Here is a 20580-nt window from a genome sequence, read left to right as displayed (position 1 = left end):
CCGTCATACGGTGTCGAGCAGCCCTTCCGCCTCGGCGACAATGCCCGCCGTCTTCAGGAAGCTGTCCGGATTGAGCGAGATCGAATCGATGCCCTCGCGCACCAGGAAGGCCGCGAAGTCCGGGTAGTTGCTCGGCGCCTGCCCGCAGATGCCGATCTTGATTCCGGCGGCGTGAGCCTTGCGAATGGCCTCGCTGATCATCCGCTTGACCGCTTCGTCGCGTTCGTCGAAGAGCCCGGCGAGTTCGCCGGCGTCCCTGTCGACGCCGAGCACGAGCTGGGTGAGGTCGTTCGACCCGATCGAGAAGCCGTCGAACCGGGTCGCGAACTCCTCGGCGAGGATCACGTTCGCGGGGATCTCGCACATCATGTACACCTGCAGGCCGTTCTCGCCGCGGGTCAGCCCGTTCGCGGCCATCACCGCGAGCACCTTGTCGGCCTCGGCCACGGTACGGCAGAACGGAACCATCACTATCACGTCGGTGAAGCCGATCTCCTCGCGCACCCGCTTGATCGCCCGGCATTCGAGCGCGAACCCCTCACGGTAGCGGTCATCGTAGTAGCGGGAGGCACCGCGGAAGCCGATCATCGGGTTCTCCTCGGTGTGCTCGAACGCACCGCCACCGAGCAGGTGCGCGTACTCATTGGTCTTGAAGTCGCTCATCCGCACGATCACCGGGTCGGGGTAGTACGGCGCGGTGAGCTTCGCGATGCCGAGCGCGAGGGTCTGCACGAAGTACTCCTGCGGGTCGGCGAAGCCTCGGGTACGTTCGTGGATGCGCCGGAGCGCGGCCCGGTCGGTGACCCGCTCCGGGTGAACGAGCGCCATCGGGTGGATGGTGATCAGGTTGTTGATGATGAACTCCATCCGGGCCAGGCCGACGCCCCCGGCCGGCAACCGCCACCACTCGAACGCGGCGGCAGGGCTCGCGATGTTCACCATCAGCTTCGTGCGGGTCATCGGCACCGTGCCGAGGTCCACCTCCTCGGTCTCGAAGGCGAGGGTTCCTGCGTAGACGAAGCCCTCGTCGCCCTCTGCACAGGAGAGCGTGATCTCGGCGCCACTGTGGATCAGGTCGGTTCCGGTGCCGGTTCCGACGACCGCTGGCACGCCCAGCTCCCGGCTGACGATCGCGGCGTGACTGGTCGGCCCGCCGTGGTCGGTCACGATGCCAGAGGCCCGGGTCATGATCGGCACCCAGTCGGGGTCGGTCATCTCGGTGACGAGGATCGCGCCGTCGATGAAGTGGTCGATGTCGGCCGGGTCGCGGATCACGCACGCGGTTCCGGTTGCGATGCTGTCACCGATCGCGACGCCGGAGACGATGAGGGGCCCGCTCTCGAGCAGCCTGCTCACGGTGAAGACGTTGCCGCTCGCCTGCGATTGCACCGTCTCCGGCCGCGCCTGCACCATGTACAGCTCCTGGGTGACGCCGTCCCTGGCCCACTCCATGTCCATCGGCCGGCCATAGTGGTCTTCGACGATCACGGCCCAGCGGGCGAGCTGCACGATCTCAGTGTCGCTCAGCACGAACGCGTTCCGCTCCCGCAGCGGAGTGTCGATCACCCGGGTACGGGCGCTGCCGCCGGCGGCGTAGACCATCTTGGTCGCCTTGGCGCCGAGGGTCTTCTCGATGATCGGGGTCAGCCCGGGGTCGGCGAGCAGCGCCTTGAACACGAGGTACTTGTCGGGGTCGACGGCGCCCTGCACCACGGTCTCGCCGAGTCCCCAGGCCGCGCTGATCACGGCGGCACCCGGGAACCCGGTGTCGGTGTCGATCGAGAACATCACCCCGGACCCGCCCAGGTCGGAGCGGATCATCCGCTGCACCCCGATCGAGAGCGCCACGTCGAGGTGGTCGAAGCCCTTGACCTCGCGGTAGCTGATCGCCCGGTCGGTGAACAGGCTCGCATAACAGCGGCGGCAGGCGGCGAGCAGGTCCCGCTCCCCCGTCACGTTCAGGAAGGTCTCCTGCTGCCCGGCGAAGCTCGCATCCGGCAGGTCTTCCGCGGTCGCGCTGCTTCGCACCGCCACGGCGAGGTTCTGCTGCCCGGAGCGGGCAGACAGTTCCCGGTAGGCCGAGCGGATGCCCGCGGCCGTGTCCTCGGGGAATTCCCCGTTCAGGAACAACTCGCGCAGGCTCTCGCCTGTGACCCGCAGAGTCGCCTCGCCGGAGTGGTAGCTGTCGAGGGCCTGGCGCAGGGCCGACTCGATCCCGTTCTCCGTGATGAACGCGCGGTAGGCATCCGCCGTCGTCGCGAAACCGTCGGGCACCCGCACCCCCTGGCCGGCGAGCGAGCCGACCATTTCGCCGAGGGACGCGTTCTTCCCGCCGACCTGGGGGATGTCGGCGAGGCCGATCTCTTCGAACCAGACCACATGACGCTCTGACATGACGACTCCTGACACGACCTCGAAAGCCGCGACCCGGCGTCTCGTGGCGCCGACGGCATCCGCTCTCGGCAACCTACTGCTAGGCCCGGGCAGCGGCTAGTGCCCGGACCAGGGCAGGCACCCGGCGCAGTCGCGGACCTCCGCCGCGGTGCGCTGCGGGTCTGCACAACAGGAAAGGCCCGGAGCAGCGATTTCGCCGTTCCGGGCCTTTCTGGTGTGCCGGCGTGCGGTGCCGGCGCTTGTTGATGCAGTTGTTACATGCGCTTGAAGATCGCGACCGGGATCGACTGGTGCACGATCTGGGTGACGGTCGCGCCGCCGCCGGCCGTGGCCTCACCGGCGATCGTCATCGCGAAGTCGAGGGTCAGGCCGTAGGTGTCCGGCGTCAGCACGCCGATCGAGTTGGACTCGAGCTGGAAGCCGCCCTTCGGCGAGGTGACGAGCAGCCCGCCAGGGCCCGTGAGCGCCTCGGGGTCGAGCGTTGCGGCGATCGGGTTCACGTTGAGCACGAACGGCGTCGTGCTCGCGCCGCTCGCCGTGGTCGTCGTTGCGGTGACCGTGACGTTGGACATGTAGACGTGGCGCTTGGTGCCGAAGGCGGCCTCAGGCGCCTGCGAGCGATCGAAGACGCTGATCACGAACGAGAAACGCTTGTCGCTGTCCGTGTACCACTCATGGGTCTTCTGCTCAGTCCACATGTCGAGCTGGAGCTCGAGCTGGGGCGCGAGCTGGATCGCCGGGTGGATGGAGCCCATGTCGGTGAAGACCGAGTCGAAGACGAGCGGAGCAGCGGTGGCCGTCGGCGCGGCGGAGGCCGAGACCTGGCTGGCCTGGTCGATCGGCGCGAACCCGACGAGGGCGGCGACGCTTGTGCACGAGGTGAGGGTAAGGGACAGAACGGCGACACCGGTGACGGCAGCAATTCGGGTAAACCAGTGGGACATGGTGGAACTTTCGGGTCGGGTAGCCGTCTGCATTAATATGCTGAACACATAGTGGCATACGCGGGGGGCCCGCGTCCCCTTTTTAGGGGACTCATTCTCGGCGGGTATCGGGTTATGTCCCCCGGGATGCCACCCATTCGGGGGACCGAATCCGGCTTCGATGCCACTAATCTGGGTCTATGGCCGACGCCCCCACGCTTCCCGACCCGTTGCCGCTGGAGTTCCAGCGCCCGCCGCGGTGGCCGACGCCCACCCTCGACTGGGTTGCGGGCAACCAGGGCTGGGAGCCCCCTGCCGGATGGACGCCGGTTCCGGAGTGCGCCCCCGCGCCTCCCGGCTGGGTGTTCTGGACCCGCTCGGAGGAAGGCTGGCCGCGCTTCGCTGAGGAAAACCTCGCCCCGGCGAAACGATCCCTCTGGATCGGCGTCGGAGTCTTCGTGGCCGGCCTGCTCCTGACCGTGCTCGGTCTAGCGGTCACCCACAACGCCCTCTTCCTCGTGTTCGTCGCGGCAATCGTCGCCGGCCCGATCCTGACGATCCGCGCGGGCTCCAGGCTGAAGGAGATCGACGACGGCCTGCTGGACCGGGTTCGCGCCCTCGCTCCGCAGTACAAGCACACCCTGCAACGCCTGGCCTACAACAAGTACCTCCGCTCGTTCGGCCCGCTGTCATGACCCCTGAGATCGCCGCCGAGATCCTCAACGTGCCGGCGGGCGCGAGCCGCGCCGAAATCGACAAGCAGTTCCGCAAGCAGGCGCGGACGCACCACCCCGACCTCCTCGCCGGTGCCTCCGCGGAGACTATCGCAGCCGCGACCACCGAATTCGTGCGGATGTCCGCCGCACGCGACGTGCTCCACGGCGAGCTCGACCGGGTGGCGAGCAAGCGCACGGATGCCGCCACGCCGACGCGCGCACCCGCTGCGGCCCGGCGGGCCGCAGCACCGGATCCCGCGAGCACCGCGGCCCCGTCCGGCCCGACCACCGCGTCCGCCGGCCCGGCCGCAGCCGGAACTCCGGCAGCTGGCCCGTCGGCCGCAGACCCGCGCGGCGCCGAAGCACGCGAGGCGCAGCAGCAGTACCCCCAGCAGCGACCGGCGGAGAACCCGCAGGCCCAGTTCGGTCCGCGTGCCGGCTGGACCACCCGCGGACCCGACGACCCGTACATCCGCCGCGGACCCGTTCCCCCGCCGCCCTCGCCGGTCCGGCGGACGCCGATGGATCCTCGCGACAGCAGGCTCCCGCGCCAGGCCCCGGGGACACCGTCGAACCCGCTCGATCCGGAGAGCTTCCAGTACCCGCCGGTGCGGCAGCATCCGCCGGCCCAGGAGCCGCAGAACCCGGCGACCCGCCCGAACCCGCAGTACGGCGCACCGCTGCCGCTGCCGATCGAGCGGCGCCGGGCATTCGTCGATCGCCGCGACCCGGGCAAGGCCGGCTTGCCGTACCCGAACGACCGCCGTCGTGCACCGGCGGACCGGCGGGACCCCCGGAATGCCGATACCTTCCCGGACGATCGTTACAGCCAGCACCCCGACACGTTCTACCGCGCCAGCCCTCAGCAGGAACCCGCGGGCCAGGACACGGGTCTGCCGTCTGCCCGGGCGCGGCACAGCACCGGCCCCGCACCGGACGGCGACGCTCGGGCAGCGGACCGGCGGGCACAGCAGCAGGGTGCGCCTCAGCCGCCTCAGCAGCGACCTCCGGCCCAGCAATACCAACAGCATCGGCCTCCGGCGCACGAGGAGCGCCGCGGGCGACCGGCATCCTTCGTTCCGCCGGGCTTCGTGCCAGTGGGCGGCACTCCGACGGGGTCGATGCCCGCTGCACCTGCGGCCGGCGCCACGGGACTCCCGGGCGTCGACCCCCAGGCCAGTCCGATGTCGTTCGCCGATTTCGTGCTCGCCCGCGACGCGCAGTCCTGGATCCCCTACGTGGAGAAGACGCTCCCGCCGACTCCCCCGCGCCGCGCCGGCTGACCCGGCCTGGCGGTCAGGGGTGACTGCCTAGGCTTCCATGTCGTCGTGGGTGACGATGCGGATCAGCTCGACGCTGCCGTCCGGCTTCTGCCAGAAGTGCATCCGGCGCGCGGCCGGGGTGTTCTGCTCGATCGACACCCGCATGCAGCGGGCGCCATCCCAGCGCAGCAGGTGCGGGTCTGCGGGACCTGCGCCCTGGCGCAGCGCGTGCAGGTGGCGGCCCTGCAGGGTCTTGACCCGTCCGGTCAGTACATCGACGGATGCCTTGAACGCTTTCGCGAGCTGGCCGTCGTCCAGCCCGCTCAGGGAATCCGCGAACCGGTCTGACAAGCCGTAGCTGTGCGGCAGCGGCCATTCCTCGCGGTCGGATTCCGGGACCCGGTCGACCCAGGCAAGGGCGATCTCGTGGCGGACCCAGCTGGTGGCGTCCTCCCAGAGGGCGCGGCGCGACTCGTATTCGCTGCTGGGGGCTGGGGCGACGACGGTCCGACGGGACTCGCGCAGCATCCGCTTCTGGGTGCGCTGCTCGTCGCGGAGTTCGGCGACGGTGTGGCGCAGGGTGCCGAGTTCGACAAGCGCGTCGCGGAGCTGCAGCTGCGCGGAGCGGGCCTGCTCGCGCAGGCGGGCGAGGTCGGACTCCGTGCTTCCCGCCTCGACGAGCTGCGCCTCGAGCCGGGTGATCTTCGCCTTCGCCTCGGCCAGGGAGAGCTGGGTGGACTGCAGGGCAGACACCGACGTCGGGGCGCACGGCGCCGGAGTCGGGCCGACGCGGAACGGGATCGCGCCGGGCGACCCCGCGGTCGCGGGTGTCGGCCGGCGCACGGCGTGCACGCGGCCGGGCCCGGGGAACGGGCGGGGCACGATCGGCCGGGGAGCGGCGAGGTCGGCGGGCGAGGGCCGCGCGGCGCCCGCACCGGCGAGCGCGTCGGGGGAACCGGCCTCGCCGTGCAGGTCGTCCTGGGCGAGAGCGGCGCCGGCCGCGCGAACGAACCCGGCAACCCCCTTCGCGGACATGGCCGGGTCGAAGACGAGGTCGTCGCCGCTTCCGGTGTCGTCGTCCTCGACGAGCGGGAGCAGCGGGCGGTTCTCGCGCAGCCAGGGTGGCCCGTTCAGCACGGCGGCGAGCGGCGGCAACACTGGCTCGTCGTCGTCGACGTCGCTGAGCACCAGGTGCAGGGCGCCACTCGGCAGGTGCATGACCCGCGCGGCCACGACGTCGCCCTCGGAGAGCAGGGTGTCGACGAGGTCGCGCGGGTTGGCCGAGATGTCGGCGCGGGTGATCGTGAACGTGAGGTGCGGGTGCAGGGCGAGCACGGCCTTCTGCGCGCTGACCTTCTGCACCAGGGCGAGGGTGACACTGCCGTGCGGGTAGCGCTCGGCGATCACCTCCGTGGTCGGCGGTTTGAGCTCGACATTGAGCCGGTGGGTCGGGGCATCGAGGGCGCCCTGGATGCGCTGGCCGGGCGAGAGAGTCCAGTCCAGCGGCACGGGCGGGTAGGTGAGTTCCTGCCAGATGGTCGCCATGCCGCCGCCGTCGAGCTCCACGAGGGCGCGGGAACCGTGCAGCATGAAGCCCTTGACGGTTCCGGTGACGGTGATGACGGATGCCGGGGCGAGCGCGAAGAGACCGGCGTGGTGGGCGTGAGCGAGGGCATCCGTGACGAGTTGGTCGGTCGCGTGCTGGGGGTCGCCGTGCGTGAAGCGCAGGCGGGACCTGGCCAGGTCGGCGAAGGGGTTCGGCCCGGTGGGGTATGACCGGCCGGCGCTGCCGTAGACCTGGAATTGGGCGGGGAGCAGGTCGCCGAGCTGCCGGGTGAGTTCTCCGGTCTGCACGAGAAAGACGCGCGCGACGTCGCCGATCTGGGTGGCGAGCTGATCGATGCCGATCTCGGGGATGGCGGTTCCGAACGGTGAGGAGACGACGACCCAGGGTCGATCACGGGCGGGGTCGTGAAGGCCGATCGCAAGCTGCTGCACCGCGGAGCTGGTCTCAACGCGGGTGTACACGGCTTACTCCTCCCCGGGCCCGTGGATAGGCCGTGGGAACAAGGCTACGCCAGTATTCTAGACGGATTGCTCCATTCGTTAAGTTACGGGGTGCATATGAAGCATTGTGTGCGGGTTGCCCACCCGGGACACGCTGTGTGACGCAGGATGCACCTCCAACGGGGGCGGCGCCGAGCCGATCTCCGGTGAGTGCGAAGCCGCGGAGTCAGCGACCCGAGCTGGAGATAGCGCCGACCAGGACGACACCGAGGTTCACGGCCAGATAGGCGGAGACGCCGAGCCCGATGACGACTTCGAGGGGGGCGAGCACGAGGCGCTGCAGCCTCGCCGACCGCATCTGGTTGTCGAGCACGGTGAAGCGCTCCATCAGGCCGTCGCCGGTGCCGACCGGCACGGTTTCGGCCCAGCTCGCGGGATCGTCGAGCAGCGCGATCACCTGGAATCGTTCGAGCGGAGCGAGCACGCGCGGCAGGTCGGTGAGCCACGACACGAGGTCTGCGGCGTCGAGCACGGTGACCGCATTCTTCGGGCCGGCACAGACGAAGCCCTTAGGCCCGACGAATGCGAGCGCCGGGTGGATCGGGACGGCGAAGTCGAGATAGGCACGCAGGAGCGTGTCGATGCGTTCGCCCTCGAAGGCCGCGTGTTCGAGGTAGGGTACCGCTCGGTCCCCGACGGTGACATCCTCGCCGATGACCCGCACCGCAGCACCGCGGTGCTGCTTGGTGTTGATGGTAACGACGCCGCAGGGGCCGACGACGACGTGGTCGATGTCCCAGCCGTTCACCCCGACGGGGAGCCCGTGGAAGACAGCCCACTCCGGAGGCAGCTGGGCCAGGAGTGCGCCGACGGCTAGTTCTCCCTGCGCGCCGCGGTACCAGCCCAGGGCATTGCCGCCGAGCGGGGAGCGACCGAGGAAGCGGGCGAGACGGGTGCGACGCGGGTGGACACCCTGCTGGCGGAGCAATTTGTCGATGATGGCCTGTGCGGCGAACCGGCGCCGCATGCCCTCGTTTTCGACGCGGCCGTCGTCGATACTGCCCGGATCGATTGTGCTTTTGTCGACCATGTTGATTGCTCCCCCGGATTGATACTAGCGAGCCGCGGCATCTGCTGCCCCACCCCGTTTTAGCCCCTGCCCCCGCTCGCGCGGCCGCCTGCTCTAGTCGTGCTTCTGGACGAAGTCGATGGCGAGGTCGGCGACCTCGTCCCAACCGTGGTCGATCGTGAGCGAGTGGCCGCGGTTCGGCACCTCGACGATTTCGGTCACACCGTGGTTCTTCTTCTGCTGCTTGTAGATCGCGTTCGAGATCGCGAGCGGCACGGTGTTGTCGTTGTCCCCCGCGATGATGAGCAGCGGCCCGCGCTCGGAGTTCTTCGTGTCGACCCTCGCCTCAGTGAACGGGTTCAGGTTCGCCGTCGCGGCCTGGAACAGCGGCACGCCCGATGCGGCCACGTGATAGGTGTCGTACAGGGCGCGCGCCTCATCGGTGTCGAGGGCGTTGGCCCAGCCGAAACTGAACTGCTCGAAGGTGAGCGAGACGGCCCGCCCGACATTCGCCGGGTTCAGCAGCACCGGTGACGCCGATTTCAGAGCGGATGCCGGCAGCGGCAACACGCCACGGAACGGTGCGGAGTCGATCGCGACAGTTGCAGCGGAGACTCCCTCACCGGCCAGGTGCTGGGCGATCAGCCCGCCGAAGGAGTGCCCGACGATCGCGGGTTTGATCTTGAGGTCGTTGATGGCGTCGAGGTAGTGGTCGGTGACCTGGGCGATCATCTTATGGGCGAAGACCTCGGGGTCGCGCTTGGCTTCCTCGATACTCTCGGGGTCGTCGGGCCAGCCGGGGGCGATGCTTGTGTATCCGGCGGACTCGAAGCGGCCGCGCCAGCGGTCCCAGCTGCTCGAGAGCAGCCAGAGCCCGTGCACGAACACGACCGGACGCAAGCCCGACTCGTTCGCTCGCTCGACCTCGGCTCGTTCCGGTGCGGTCAATGCGTCCATCTCAGCTCCGTTTCGGTTTCTGGCGAGTTCACGCGGCGGGTGCCGGGTGATCTGGGCACGATAACCGCACCGGTCCCCGTCGTCTAGGCCGCAGGCATCCTCGGGCGCGCCGCGGCGGTGGTCAGCAAGAGCGCCGCATTTCGGCGTCCCCCGATCGCGACAGGGAACGGAGATCGGGGGCACACTGGGGGGATGGTTCGCAAACAGGCGGTGGTGCGCGGGATCGTCCAGGCCGTGGGGTTCCGGTACTATGCGCAGGCCGAGGCCCGGCGACTCGGGCTCGCGGGATTCGTGCGCAACCACAGGGATGGCTCGGTCGAGGTCCAGGTGGAGGGGCCGGCAGCATCCGTCGACCGGATGCTCGACTGGCTGCGGCGCGGGCCGCCGTCTGCCCAGGTCGACACTGTGCACGTCGAGGACATGCCGGACCGCGGGGACGACGGCTTTCGGATCGAGTGACCTGCCCGCTGGCGTAGCGTTGAAGCATGTGCGCGCGTGCAAATCGTCCCGCCCGCACCGACGACCCAGCCGGGTCGCTCGCCGCGGTTCTCGTGGCGCGCCCGGGCTCAGCGAGGCGTTCCCTCAGGCGCACCGGGCGGCTCTCCCCGGATCTCTCCCCGCTTCACTCCCCGCGACGGCGGGTCATAGGGATCGTCCGGCTCGTGCTGGCCGGCACCGAGGTGCTTGCACTGCTCGGGTATTTCGGTTACATCCTCGGTTTCAAGAGCTTCATTGTGTACAACTACTTCAGTTATTTCACCGTGCAGAGCGCCATCGCCGCGGTCGGTGTCTTCATCGCCGCGGGGATCGTCGCCCTGCGCCGGGAGGTCGACCCGCCTTGGCTCGACTGGATCCGGCTGCTCGTCACGACCTACATGATCGTCTCGGGCATCGTGTTCCTCGCGATCGTGATCCAGTCGTCGTCGCGGGCGTACACGATGGAGGTACCGTGGTCGACGCAGCTCCTGCACTTCTGGATCCCCGGGATCGCGCTCGTCGACTGGCTCACCGACACCGGCAAGGCCCGGCTGCCGTGGACGATGCTCGCCTGGGTCATGGTCGTCCCGAGCATCTGGGGCGCGTTCACCCTGATCCGGGGCGCCCTGGTGCGCTGGTACCCCTACTTCTTCCTCGACCCGAAGCAGGTCAGCGGCCCGCTCGAGACGGTGCTGTACTGCGTGGTCGCCGTCGCGCTCTTTACCGGGATCGCGGCCCTGCTGACCTGGTCGTCCCGCGGCTGGCGGGGCCTCAAGCCGGGGGCCGGGGGTTAGGGGCGCAGGTGGGCGCAGGCGTCGGGGGTGGCGCGCCCCGTCGGTATGCGCGACCGAGCCGATGCGGCCCTCGCCGCCGGGCCCGCGGATGAGGCCGTCAGCGCCGCACATCTGCGCGATCGGCCGGTGGTAGAAGTTGTCGCCCAGGAAGGTGAAGGCGAGGCCGCTCGCCCGCAGGTGCGTCTCGGTCGCGGCGTGGTCGCGGGCGAGGGTGAATTCGGCGTGCGGATCGGCGCCGAGGAACGAGAGATAGACGATCCTGGAAGGGAGCGGGCGGAACGATTTACAACGGGATGAAGGTGTATTCCACGGTGAGGTGTTCACTGCGGCAGGCGCCGCAGTAGAGCACGCCGGAGTGCTGCATGGCGATCACCCGCGGGGAGCACTGCACGACCTTCGGGCCGCAGCACGGCGAGATGACCATGTAGGCGCCGGGCGCGGTCGGATGGTGGCCGCTCAGGCCGCGGCCATGGTGGGAACCCTCGCAGGCGAGGTCGGAATCGAAGTCGAGCAGGCTGTCCAGCTCTTGGTCCAGCAGGGTTTCCATGGGGCACGATCAATCACGCGGTCTAACAGGGGAACTGCAGTCGCGACGGTGGCGGGGCACCGAAGCCGCGACCGCGCTCGGGTGGCCGACGGCACGACATGTGTACATTGCTGGGTCTTACGACCGTTGCACGCAACCCACCCGATTGGCAGCCATCGGCAACACCAACCCGGGAACGACTAAACCTTGGGGAGCTGCACATCGGCGGACCGCACCTGCATGAAGTCCCGGCTCGCCCCGGGAATCTTCAGCGACTAGACATTATGCATAGCTTACACCGCTTGGTGAGAAATGCTCGGGATTGATCTCACAGGTGCGGTGTGCCGGCGCACGGTCGGCGCACGGTCGGCGCAGGCGGCACAGTAACCACGGTCCCTGCCTCACCGCCCAGAGTCGCCGTTCCTGCCGATACCGCCCGCTGCACCGGCGATTCCGGGCGGGAACGGCGACTCTCGGCGTCAGGCCGCGGGCGTCGGCGTCGGGGGCACGTAGAACGGGGTCAGCCCGCGCAGCGCGGCGGCGAGCACCGTGGCGTCGTCGGCCCCGACGAGCCGGAGCGCCGCGTCCCCGGCGACGAGTCCGACCAGGACGGGCTCCCCGGTGAGCGGCATCATGTTGATCCAGACCCGGAAGTCCACGTCCCCGCCGACCGTGGTCCACAGCGGGGCGGTCGTGCTCCAGAACGGCTCGTCGAACTGCAGCCACACCTTGTCGAGCGTGCCCATGCCGAGGTCGGCGATCGCGCCGCGGTGCGCGAACGGCAGCGCGGGGTCGAATTCGAGCACCCCGGACTTCAGCACCCCGAGCGGAACGGTGACGAGCACCCGGTCGGCGGAGAGCGACTCCCCCGTGCCCAGACGCAGGCTCACACCGGTGTCGGTGTATGCAAGTTTGGTGACGACGCTCGAGTCGAGCAGGTCGATGCCCTCGGCCGCCTTGGTGAGCAGGCGGGCATATCCGCCGAGCACGATCCGGTCCTCGTTCGCGCCGGCGTCCGCGCTCGTGTACCAGCCCGACTGCTGGTCGATGGATGCGCCCGCGTCGATATCGAGAACGGTCGCGACCCGGAACGCGAGCCAGTCGGCCGCGGAAACACCGTCACCGGCATCCGCTGTGGACAGCGTGCTCGCGCCAGAGCCGTCGAGGGCCCCGTGCACGGACATGTCACTCGCCTGCTTCGTGGCCCAGGCGAGCGAGGTTGCAACGGCCTTCTCGCCGGTGTCTGGCACCGCGACGACGATTCCAGCGTCGGTGCGGGTCTCGCTCGCGCTCGGGAAGGGGGTGGTCGCGATGCCGAGGCGGGTGAATTCCTCGTCGAGGGACGTGGTGTCGCTGTGGCTCACGAAGGACGGGCCGAGTTCGACGGGGAAGGGCCAGTTCTTGTCGCTGACGGTGTCGATGCGGCCGCCGATGCGGTCGCGAGCCTCAACGAGGACGACGTCGAAACCGGCGTCCTTGACGATGCGCGCGGCACTGAGCCCGGCGATGCCCGCGCCGATTACGGCGATGCGTTCGCCGGGCGCTGCGGCGGCGATGATCTCGCGGGCCGCGCGAAGGCCGGTGTCGCGGCCTCCCTGCACCGTTCCCGGAGCATCGGTCGAGGTGGCCTCCCCGGCGAAGAAGACCCGGTCGAGCACGGGTTGGGCGAGCGCGGTGCGCTGCTCGGGCGTGGAGTCGACGGCGGCGAAGCTGTACGAACCGCGGGCGAACGGGTCGGCAGACCACGAGGTGCGGCGCATCTGCGCGGGTTTCGGCACGGGCGAGACGGTGGGCGTCGGTGCGGGGGTCGGCGTGGCGGTGGCGGATGCGCTCGGCCGCGGGGCCGGGGACACGCACGCGGTGAGAACCAGAGCCGAGAGACCGGTGACTCCGATGAGGAAGGTGCGACGCTTCATGGCGTTCCGCGCTTCGGGTGTCACTCACGTCCTCCTCTCCGAACGAATCCGGTTGGTTCCAAACTACCGCAGGGGTCGGTTCGGGCGTCATATGCCGCCGCCGCGCCGGTTTCGGCAGCCCGCTACCGCCGTTTCGGGCGCGGCCCGCGGAAACCGGCGCGGGCGCGAGCACGACGCGGCGGCATCCGCTCGAGTGAAGCAGCGCCCGCAGCAAGCGGATGCGGTGGGTAACGATGGCCGCGCCGGTTTCGGCAGCCCGCTACCGCCGTTTCGGGCGCGGCCCGCAGAAACCGGCGCGGGCGCGAGGCCGACCCGCGGAAACCGGCGCGGGCGCGGAGCGGGCCGGCGCGTACGTCGGGATTGCGGTCAGGCGAGCAGTTCGGGCGGGAGGAGGAAGCCGTCGTCGACGAGTTCGCGCACGCGCGGGAGCAGTTCGGCGGTGAGGTCGCGTTCAGAGACTTCGAGCAGCTCGGCGAGCGCGCCGGCGATCGCGCCGACCGCGAGTTCGCCGTCGCAGGCCCCGACGAGCGCGGCGAGCGCGGTGTCGAGCGACACCGACCGGCCGAATCCACTGCCCTGGTGCAGGGTGAGCAGGGTCGGGTCCTCCTGACCGGGCCAGAAGTGGCGTTCCTCGGTGACGTCGGAGGCAACGGTCAGGGTCGCGTAGACCAGGTCGTCATCCGTGAGCGCAGCGTGCCAGTCGTGGGCAGCAAGGCAGGCCGCGAGGTGGCTTCCGATGCCGTCCGGGTTGTGGCCGAGGCCGCCGTGCAGGCGTTCGAGGCGCCGCAACCGCGGAACAGCCGCGGGCCGGGCGGTGTCCGGGCGGCGGAGCAGCAGGTAGCCGAAGCCGACCTGCGTCACGCCGCGCGCCGCGAAGTCGTCGAGCCAGGCATCGTAGAGGCGGTCGAAGTCGGCAGTGCCCGGCCGGGTGCCGCCGTCGCGGATCCAGGTCTCGGCGTAGAACTCGGGTGACTGCACCTCGCGCTCGATGATCCAGGCGTCGAGCGCAGGCGCGGACCCTGACGAATTCGACGGAGATTCGCCCTCCGCAGGGGCCGAAGACGGCTTTCCCGGTGTCTTTTCGGCAAAATCTCCGTCGAATTGGTTCGGGTCGACGGAGGCAGCGGCTGGCGTGAGCCAGTCGGCGAGGCGGTCGAACGCGTCCTGGCCTGCGCGATACTCCCAGTTGCCGAGGAGCTGGGCGACGCCGGTCGGGGTGAGGTGCGCGGCGGCTCCGCGCACGACGGACTCGACGAGGGCGTCGCCGACGAGGCCGCCGTCGCGATACTCGTAGCTCGGCACGCCCTCTGCCCGCGGCGTGATCACGAACGGCGGGTTGGAGATGATGTGGTCGAAGCGCTCGCCCGCGACCGGCTCGAACAGGCTGCCGAGCCGGAATTCGATGGTGGTCACGCCGTTGAGCGCGGCGTTGAGGGCGGCGAGCTCGAGCGCACGCTCGGAGATGTCGGTCGCGACGACGCGTCTGGCGTGGCGGGAGGCGTGCAGGGCCTGGATCCCGCAGCCGGTGCCGAGATCGAGGGCGGTGTCGACCGGGTTCGGCAACAGCAGGCCGCTCAGGGTGAGGGATGCCCCGCCGACGCCGAGCACATGGCTCTCGCCGAGCGCGTGCCCGAGTACGAGCTCGCCGAGGTCGGAGGCGATCCACCAGCTGCCGGCCCCATGGGCGTCCACGAAGCTGTACGGGCGGAGTTCGACGAGCGGGCGGAGAAGGGCGTTCTCGTCTGCGCTTCCGTTGTCGAGCAAGTCTGCGGCGTTATCGTCGTCCCTGTGCTCGTCCCTGTGCTCGTCCCCGTGCTCGCCCCTGTGCTCGTCCCTGTGCTCGTCGTGATCACCGACGAGGGCGACGAGTCCGAGCGCGACGGCACCGGCCGCCCCGAGGCTCGGGAGCGCCATCGAAAGCGCGCCGTACGTCACCGGGAGTCCGAGCACGAAGAGCTGCGCGAGGGTCGCCGAGGGTTCGTCGCGACCGAGCCTGCCGCGGAGGGTCGCGAGTGCCCGCAGGGCGGGGACCCGCTGGTTGCGGCGGAGCGCGGCATCCGCTTCGGGGCCCCAGAGTCCGCTCAGGGTCGCGACGGAATAGTGCGCCGCCTCGAGGTCTGCCCGGAGGAGGGGAATGAGGACGAGGCTCTGTGCGGGGAGGGCGGCGGGATTCGGTGCAGGGATCACTCCCCCATTCAACTGCACTGCGCGGTTCGTCTGGGCTCCGTGGCCGACCGGCGCCGCACGGTCATCGGCACTGTACCCGTCAGCGCCGCTCCTCCGCCACGCTGTTGCCCCCGTCGACGACGATCGTCTGGCCGGTGACGTACGACGCGCCGGGTGACGCCAGCCACGCAATGGCGGATGCGACCTCAGCGGCCGTTCCACTGCGTCCGGCCGGGACGAGCGCGCCTTCGGTGGCCTCGCTCGGCAGCTGGGAACCGGTCTCGATCCAGCCGGGAGCAACCGCGTTCGCGGTGATGCCGAGCCAGGCCTCGTCCACGGCGAGCGCGCGCGTCAGGCCGGCGAGGCCCGCCTTGGCCGTTGCGTATGCGAGGTCGCCGCGGGCCGCCATCACCGGGCCGGTCACGCTCGAGACGGTGACGATGCGCCCCCATCGTGCCTCCCGCATGAACTCGATCACGGTGCGGGTGGCATGGAAGGCGGTCGAGAGGTTGATCGCGAGGCTCCGCTCCCACTCGTCGGCCGGGGTGCTGGTGATATCGCCCTGCAGCATCTCGGCGTCCCCGACGGCGATCATGCCGGCGTTGTTCACCAGGATCGTGGGGCTCAGCCGGGACGCGGCAAGCCCGGCGGCGAGCACGGCGGCACCGGCCTCCGTGTCGAGGGTGCACACGATACCCGTCGCTGGGATGCCGAGACGGACGAGTTCGCGGGCGCGGTCGTGGGCGCGCTCCGTCGTGGCGGTGACCACGACCCGGGCGCCGAGCTCGCCAAGCATCCGTGCGGCGGCGAAGCCGATACCGCTCGGACTGCCCGCCCCGGTGATGAGGGCGGTGCGGCCGCTGAGGTTCCAGGCAGCGGGGATGCCGGTCGGCACGAGCGTGGGGAGGGGCGGGTCGGCGATCGGCAGGGTCATGGCGTCATGCTAGCGCCGCCGCGGGGAATTCCCGGCGGTGTGTGCGGCCGGATCCGGTTGAGTTGCGGACAAAACACGGTCCCCAGCTCAACGAGGGTGTTTAGTCCGCAACTCAGCGCGAGGCCTCGTCGACGAGGGCGTTCACGGGCACGGAATCCCGCGGAATGGCCTCGAACTGCCGGGTGACAAGCCGCGGGGTGACCATCCGGTAGCGCGGCGAGGCGGAATCGGGCGCGTGGGACACCCGCCCCTCGAATTCGCCGGTGAGCAACTCGAGCACGCCCGCCGCGACCTCGTCGACGGGCTGGTCCACGCTCGAGAGCCCGATGGCCGCCGCGATGGGCGTGTTGTCATACCCCGTGACCGGCACCCGGGTCGGGTTGGCGATCATCGCCCCGAGTGCAAGTGCGTCGCTCGCGCACAGCACCGCGTCGATGCCGCCGGCCGTGCGAGCGAGCTGCTGCATGGCCGCCGCGCCCTGGTCGACCCCGTCGGTCGACGATCCGCTCGGGCCTGGGCCACACGGTCTCGACCACGATCGCCCTGCGGGTCCACCTCGACTTTTCGGACATGCAGACCGTCAAGGCGGGGCTCGCCGACCCCGAGAGCAGGCGTGCGTTCCCGTCGGTTGACCTTTCGGAGACGCCCGTCGTCGACTTCGAGACCCTGGCCGACGGCATCCGCCTGTCGACCCCGAGCGTGACGGCACTGCTGCGGTTCGGCAGCGACGCGGCGCTGGCCCAGACGCCCTGGTCGGCCGCCGGCGGGGCGCACCGAGCCGACGCGGATGCCGCCGCACCGATCGTCGCGGCGAGCTGGGCGGTCGAGGTGCCCGCGCACGGCACCGCGACCGTGGAATGGACCGTCGATGTCGAGCACTCGGCAACCGTGGTCCAGGCGGCCGGTGGCCTGCCCGAATGGGACGGCGTGACCGTGCACTCGGGCGACGCGCGGCTCGGCCGCTGGGTGCAGCGCGCTCTCGACGACCTCAGCGGGCTGCGGATGGCGACGACGGCTCGGCCCGATGAGCCGTTCCTCGCCGCAGGGGCACCGTGGTTCTTCACCCCGTTCGGGCGCGACTCGCTGTGGGCGGCGCGGTTCCTGCTGCCGCTCGGCACCGACATGGCCGGCTCGACACTCCGCTTGCTCGCAAGCCTGCAGGGCACCGTCTCCGACCCCGAAACGGCCGAGCAGCCGGGCAAGATCATGCACGAGCTGAGGCCGGGCGCGTTCTCGATGCCCGGCGAGAGCCTGAACCTGCCGCCGCTCTACTACGGGACGGTCGACGCCACGCCGCTGTGGATCTGCCTGCTGAACGACGCCTGGCACTGGGGCCTCCCCGACGCCGAGGTCGAGCCCCTGCTCTCCCACCTCGAGGCGGCACTCGGCTGGATGCGCGACTCCGGCGACAGCCACGGGGACGGGTTCCTCTCCTACGTGGACGAGACCGGGCACGGCCTGGCCAACCAGGGCTGGAAGGACTCCGGCGACTCAATCCAGTGGCGGGACGGCTCCCTCGCCGAGGGGCCGATCGCGCTCTGCGAGGTGCAGGCGTACGCGTACCAGGCGGCGATCGGCGGCGCCGAGCTGCTCGAGGCCTACGGTCGCCCCGGCGCGGCCGAGTGGCGCACCTGGGCCGCGAACCTGCAGGCCCGGTTCCGGGCATCCTTCTGGATCGACTCTCCCGAGGGACGCTACCCGACGGTCGCGCTCGACGCACACAAGCGCCCGGTCGACACGGTCACGAGCAACATCGGCCACCTGCTGGGCAGCGGCCTGCTCAACGACGAGGAATCGGCACTCGTCGCCGCCCGGCTCGTCTCCCCCGAGCTCAACTCCGGTTTCGGGCTGCGCACGATGTCGACCGACTCGACCGGATACTGGCCGCTGAGCTATCACGGCGGCTCGGTCTGGACCCACGACACCGCGATCGCGATCAACGGGCTGGGCCGCGCCGGGTTCGGCGCCGAGGCCGGCATCCTGATCGACGGGTTGCTCGCGGCCGCCGAATCCTTCGGCTACCGGATGCCGGAGCTCCACTCCGGGGACTCCTCGGCAGAATTCCCGGTCGCGGTTCCCTACCCCGCGGCCTGCCGTCCGCAGGCCTGGTCTGCGGCCGCGGCGATCTCCGTGCTCGGGACCGTTCTCGGCCTCACCCCCGACCGAGAGACCGGAACGGTCGCCTCAACCCCGATCACCCCGGCCCTCCTGGGCTCGGTCACGATCCTCCCCCGCCAGCCCCGGGCATAACTCCTGCACATTCCGGCCGGCTCCGGCGGTTGCCGCGGAATTCCGGGGCAGCCGCCGGCCGGCCGCAGAATGTGCAGGAGTTATGCCTCGTCAGCAGCGCGGTAGGTGGCGCGGGCTATAGCCAGCGCATCGTGAAGGCGCTCGCGAGCACGGCGCTCGCCGGCGGAACGGCGAGGGTGCGCACGAGTCCGTTGCGGAGACGCAGCCGCAGGCCCGTGGCCGGCCGGCCCATCATCATGTTGAAGCCGGCCTGCCGGGCAGCCATCCGAGCGCTCCGGCGGCGGCGACGGTCATAGTCCGCGAGCACGGATGCCGCTGAGCCCGGTTCCCTGATGGCGCGCTCGAGCGCCGGGGCGAGCAGGAGCCCGTCGAGCCAGCCGAGGTTCATACCCTGGCCGCCGATCGGGCTGATCTGGTGCGCTGCATCGCCGACGAGCACGATGCGTCCGCTGACGAGACGTTCGGCCAGCCGCTGCTGCACCGAGAACGCGCTCACCGACGCCTCGGACGAGGGCAGAACCACGCCCGTGCGGGACTGGACGATCGCGGCGAGGTCGTGGCTCGAGGCATCCGGTTGCAGGGACGGCGTCATCGCGACCCAGCGTCGCCGCCCGCCGGGGAGCGGGAATGACTCGACGACGCCGCCGCGCTCGAAGTACAGCATCGCCTGCTCGGCGGCCTGCTCGCCCACGGGGTAGTCGCTCATCAGGTAGGTGTCGCCGCCGCCGAGCTCGATGCCGCGGATGCCGGCGAGTGCGCGGATCACGCTGCGGGCGCCATCCGCGGCGACGACATAGCGGGCCTCGAAGACGGTCCCCGCACCGACGCCGGCGACCTCCGCCTCGACCTCGACACGGTCGCCGCGGTCGCGCACGTCCGTGACGGTGACGCCCGACCGATACCGGCCGGGGCTGAGCTCGTCGAAGCGGGCGCGCAACAGTGCCTCGGTCTCGTACTGCGGCAGCGAGACCACGAACGGATGCCGCCCGGCCGCTTCGCGGAACGTCAGGCGTCCGAGGGCGCGCCCGTCGCACCGCACCTCACCGCCGCGGATCCGCACCGCGCGTTCGACGACGGCATCGGCGAGGCCGAGTTCGTCGAGGGCGCGCATCGACGGCGGGTGGATGCCGATGGCTCGCGACCGCCGCGACGGTTCCGCGCGCCGCTCGAGCACCTCGACGTCGAGGCCGCGCACCGCGAGCAGCCCCGCGAGCAGTATCCCGACCGGACCGCCGCCGACCACGATCACGTCGCGCATCCGCTGCCCCGCCGCGCCCGCCGCGCCGCCGGCCTGCGAGAGTTCCCGTTCCGGTCGAGAGCGCCCGCCAGAGGGGTCACTCTCGACCGGAGCGGCCGGGCTCGGGTTGCGCGCCAGTTGCGCCCTTTCGCGCCAGGCATGCCCGGCGCGTACCGGCGGAAGTGGCGCGGCACCCGTCACGGAGCCGGCGCGTTTGGCGCGCAGCGGCGCACCTGCCGCGCTCGGGCCGTCCCAGCGCAGCAGCAGGCGAGACGGATGCTCCCGCACCACGCTCCAGCCCGGCGGCACGACCGCGCGCAGTTCCGGTGCGGTGAAGCTGCGGCGGATCGAGATGAGGCCGTCCGCGCGGATGTACGAGTCGCGGAAGAGGGGCCAGGTTCCGAGGCCGAAGCCGAGATAGGCGAAGGTGCTGCGTTCGATGTCGCCGAGCAGCACCCGGCCGCCGGGCGCCGCGAGCCGTTCGCAGTCGGCGAGCAGGCCGCCGAGCTGCGCGCCGGTGAGGTGATGCAGCACGTGGTTGGACACCACGACGTCGAAGCGGGCTCCCTCGTCGGCGAGGTCCGAGCTGAGCGCCTGCCGAAAGGTCAGCCGGGGCAGCGGCGGCCGGGCGGTCGCGAAGCGATGCGCGCGGGCATCCGGGTCGATCGCGGTCACCGCGAGGAGCAAACCGTCCTGGGCCGCCCAGCGGGCGAGTGCCCTGGCGACGTCGCCGCCGCCCGAGCCGATATCGAGCAGCGTTCTCTCCCGGGTCGTCGAGAGGAGCGGCTGGATCTCGCGCCGGTACACCCCGCGCCAGCCGGAGACGGCGGCGTTCACGTATCGGAAATAGTCGTACGTGCGGCTCAGGACCTCGGGGTCGCAGCCCGGATCGTCCATGAGCTCTACCGCGTCACTCGCCCGCCGGCGGAGGAACGGCAACATCGGGACCAAC

General features: G+C 70.6%; 17 protein-coding genes. 6 read left to right on the top strand and 11 right to left on the bottom strand.

Annotated elements, in window-relative coordinates; all coding sequences use genetic code 11:
* Nucleotides 1-3: 3 nt before the first annotated feature.
* Complete coding sequence (gene ppsA, locus RCH22_RS00635) at nt 4-2394, bottom strand: phosphoenolpyruvate synthase (protein WP_327012399.1); 2391 nt, start codon at nt 2392-2394, stop codon at nt 4-6.
* A gap of 254 nt (nt 2395-2648) precedes the next feature.
* Nucleotides 2649-3338, bottom strand: coding sequence for a hypothetical protein (locus tag RCH22_RS00630; RefSeq protein WP_327012398.1), 690 nt, complete (start codon nt 3336-3338; stop codon nt 2649-2651).
* Nucleotides 3339-3517: 179 nt separating this feature from the next.
* On the opposite strand from RCH22_RS00630, the gene RCH22_RS00625 reads away from it, so the two are divergent.
* Together RCH22_RS00625 and RCH22_RS00620 are read left to right on the top strand one after the other, a co-directional pair.
* Nucleotides 3518-4012: a hypothetical protein gene (locus RCH22_RS00625; RefSeq protein ID WP_327012397.1), complete on the top strand. Its 495-nt coding sequence runs from the start codon at nt 3518-3520 to the stop codon at nt 4010-4012.
* A complete protein-coding gene (locus RCH22_RS00620; protein ID WP_327012396.1) occupies nt 4009-5316 on the top strand; it encodes a J domain-containing protein in 1308 nt (435 codons plus the stop codon). Before RCH22_RS00625 ends, RCH22_RS00620 begins: the two co-directional genes overlap by 4 nt.
* 27 nt (nt 5317-5343) lie before the next feature.
* On the opposite strand, the gene RCH22_RS00615 is transcribed toward RCH22_RS00620, so the two are convergent.
* The 3 genes from RCH22_RS00615 to RCH22_RS00605 form a co-directional block, all read right to left on the bottom strand.
* Nucleotides 5344-7323, bottom strand: coding sequence for a hypothetical protein (locus RCH22_RS00615; protein ID WP_327012395.1), 1980 nt, complete (start codon nt 7321-7323; stop codon nt 5344-5346).
* A 205-nt stretch (nt 7324-7528) separates the two neighbouring features.
* Nucleotides 7529-8392: a nuclease-related domain-containing protein gene (locus tag RCH22_RS00610; RefSeq protein ID WP_327012394.1), complete on the bottom strand. Its 864-nt coding sequence runs from the start codon at nt 8390-8392 to the stop codon at nt 7529-7531.
* 93 nt (nt 8393-8485) lie between these two features.
* A complete protein-coding gene (locus tag RCH22_RS00605; protein ID WP_327012393.1) occupies nt 8486-9328 on the bottom strand; it encodes an alpha/beta hydrolase in 843 nt (280 codons plus the stop codon).
* Nucleotides 9329-9520: 192 nt separating this feature from the next.
* On the opposite strand from RCH22_RS00605, the gene RCH22_RS00600 reads away from it, so the two are divergent.
* From RCH22_RS00600 to RCH22_RS00590, 3 genes are read left to right on the top strand one after another with little or no spacing between them, the layout of a single operon-like run.
* On the top strand, nt 9521-9787 hold the full coding sequence (locus tag RCH22_RS00600; protein WP_327012392.1) for an acylphosphatase: 267 nt from the start codon (nt 9521-9523) through the stop codon (nt 9785-9787).
* Between the two features lie 26 nt (nt 9788-9813).
* The gene (locus RCH22_RS00595) at nt 9814-10599 is read left to right on the top strand and encodes a Pr6Pr family membrane protein (protein ID WP_327012391.1); all 786 of its coding nucleotides are present in this window, start codon (nt 9814-9816) and stop codon (nt 10597-10599) included.
* A gap of 45 nt (nt 10600-10644) precedes the next feature.
* Complete coding sequence (locus RCH22_RS00590) at nt 10645-10896, top strand: hypothetical protein (protein WP_327012390.1); 252 nt, start codon at nt 10645-10647, stop codon at nt 10894-10896.
* On the opposite strand, the gene RCH22_RS00585 is transcribed toward RCH22_RS00590, so the two are convergent.
* The 5 genes from RCH22_RS00585 to RCH22_RS00565 all read right to left on the bottom strand — a co-directional run bounded on the left by RCH22_RS00585 (nt 10883) and on the right by RCH22_RS00565 (nt 16607).
* Nucleotides 10883-11146: a hypothetical protein gene (locus tag RCH22_RS00585; RefSeq protein WP_134449380.1), complete on the bottom strand. Its 264-nt coding sequence runs from the start codon at nt 11144-11146 to the stop codon at nt 10883-10885. The two genes, RCH22_RS00590 and RCH22_RS00585, sit on opposite strands and share 14 nt — an antisense overlap.
* A 458-nt stretch (nt 11147-11604) precedes the next feature.
* Nucleotides 11605-13065, bottom strand: coding sequence for an FAD-dependent oxidoreductase (locus RCH22_RS00580; protein WP_327012389.1), 1461 nt, complete (start codon nt 13063-13065; stop codon nt 11605-11607).
* 342 nt (nt 13066-13407) lie between these two features.
* A complete protein-coding gene (locus tag RCH22_RS00575) occupies nt 13408-15228 on the bottom strand; it encodes a methyltransferase (protein WP_327012388.1) in 1821 nt (606 codons plus the stop codon).
* A gap of 79 nt (nt 15229-15307) precedes the next feature.
* A complete protein-coding gene (locus tag RCH22_RS00570) occupies nt 15308-16141 on the bottom strand; it encodes an SDR family NAD(P)-dependent oxidoreductase (RefSeq protein WP_327012387.1) in 834 nt (277 codons plus the stop codon).
* A gap of 112 nt (nt 16142-16253) precedes the next feature.
* Entirely contained in the window at nt 16254-16607 is a 354-nt protein-coding gene (locus RCH22_RS00565) for a hypothetical protein (RefSeq protein ID WP_327012386.1), read from the bottom strand.
* Between the two features lie 104 nt (nt 16608-16711).
* Here RCH22_RS00565 and RCH22_RS00560 point away from each other — a divergent pair, with 104 nt between their 5' ends.
* Complete coding sequence (locus tag RCH22_RS00560; protein ID WP_327012385.1) at nt 16712-18391, top strand: amylo-alpha-1,6-glucosidase; 1680 nt, start codon at nt 16712-16714, stop codon at nt 18389-18391.
* A gap of 115 nt (nt 18392-18506) precedes the next feature.
* On the opposite strand, the gene RCH22_RS00555 is transcribed toward RCH22_RS00560, so the two are convergent.
* Entirely contained in the window at nt 18507-20570 is a 2064-nt protein-coding gene (locus RCH22_RS00555; RefSeq protein WP_327012384.1) for an FAD-dependent monooxygenase, read from the bottom strand.
* Nucleotides 20571-20580: the final 10 nt, after the last annotated feature.

This window comes from Cryobacterium sp. GrIS_2_6 (genome assembly GCF_035984545.1).
GTDB lineage: Bacteria > Actinomycetota > Actinomycetes > Actinomycetales > Microbacteriaceae > Cryobacterium.
The sequence above is the reverse complement of the archived record's forward strand: the minus strand, read 5'-3'. Positions and strand labels throughout refer to the sequence as shown.

Coding starts and splice junctions, on each gene's coding strand:
- ppsA (WP_327012399.1), bottom strand. CDS start 2,394: ATGTCAGAGCGTCATGTGGTCTGGTTCGAAGAGATCGGCCTCGCCGAC.
- RCH22_RS00630 (WP_327012398.1), bottom strand. CDS start 3,338: ATGTCCCACTGGTTTACCCGAATTGCTGCCGTCACCGGTGTCGCCGTT.
- RCH22_RS00625 (WP_327012397.1), top strand. CDS start 3,518: ATGGCCGACGCCCCCACGCTTCCCGACCCGTTGCCGCTGGAGTTCCAG.
- RCH22_RS00620 (WP_327012396.1), top strand. CDS start 4,009: ATGACCCCTGAGATCGCCGCCGAGATCCTCAACGTGCCGGCGGGCGCG.
- RCH22_RS00610 (WP_327012394.1), bottom strand. CDS start 8,392: ATGGTCGACAAAAGCACAATCGATCCGGGCAGTATCGACGACGGCCGC.
- RCH22_RS00605 (WP_327012393.1), bottom strand. CDS start 9,328: ATGGACGCATTGACCGCACCGGAACGAGCCGAGGTCGAGCGAGCGAAC.
- RCH22_RS00600 (WP_327012392.1), top strand. CDS start 9,521: ATGGTTCGCAAACAGGCGGTGGTGCGCGGGATCGTCCAGGCCGTGGGG.
- RCH22_RS00595 (WP_327012391.1), top strand. CDS start 9,814: ATGTGCGCGCGTGCAAATCGTCCCGCCCGCACCGACGACCCAGCCGGG.
- RCH22_RS00590 (WP_327012390.1), top strand. CDS start 10,645: ATGCGCGACCGAGCCGATGCGGCCCTCGCCGCCGGGCCCGCGGATGAG.
- RCH22_RS00585 (WP_134449380.1), bottom strand. CDS start 11,146: ATGGAAACCCTGCTGGACCAAGAGCTGGACAGCCTGCTCGACTTCGAT.
- RCH22_RS00570 (WP_327012387.1), bottom strand. CDS start 16,141: ATGACCCTGCCGATCGCCGACCCGCCCCTCCCCACGCTCGTGCCGACC.
- RCH22_RS00565 (WP_327012386.1), bottom strand. CDS start 16,607: ATGCAGCAGCTCGCTCGCACGGCCGGCGGCATCGACGCGGTGCTGTGC.
- RCH22_RS00560 (WP_327012385.1), top strand. CDS start 16,712: ATGCAGACCGTCAAGGCGGGGCTCGCCGACCCCGAGAGCAGGCGTGCG.
- RCH22_RS00555 (WP_327012384.1), bottom strand. CDS start 20,570: ATGTTGCCGTTCCTCCGCCGGCGGGCGAGTGACGCGGTAGAGCTCATG.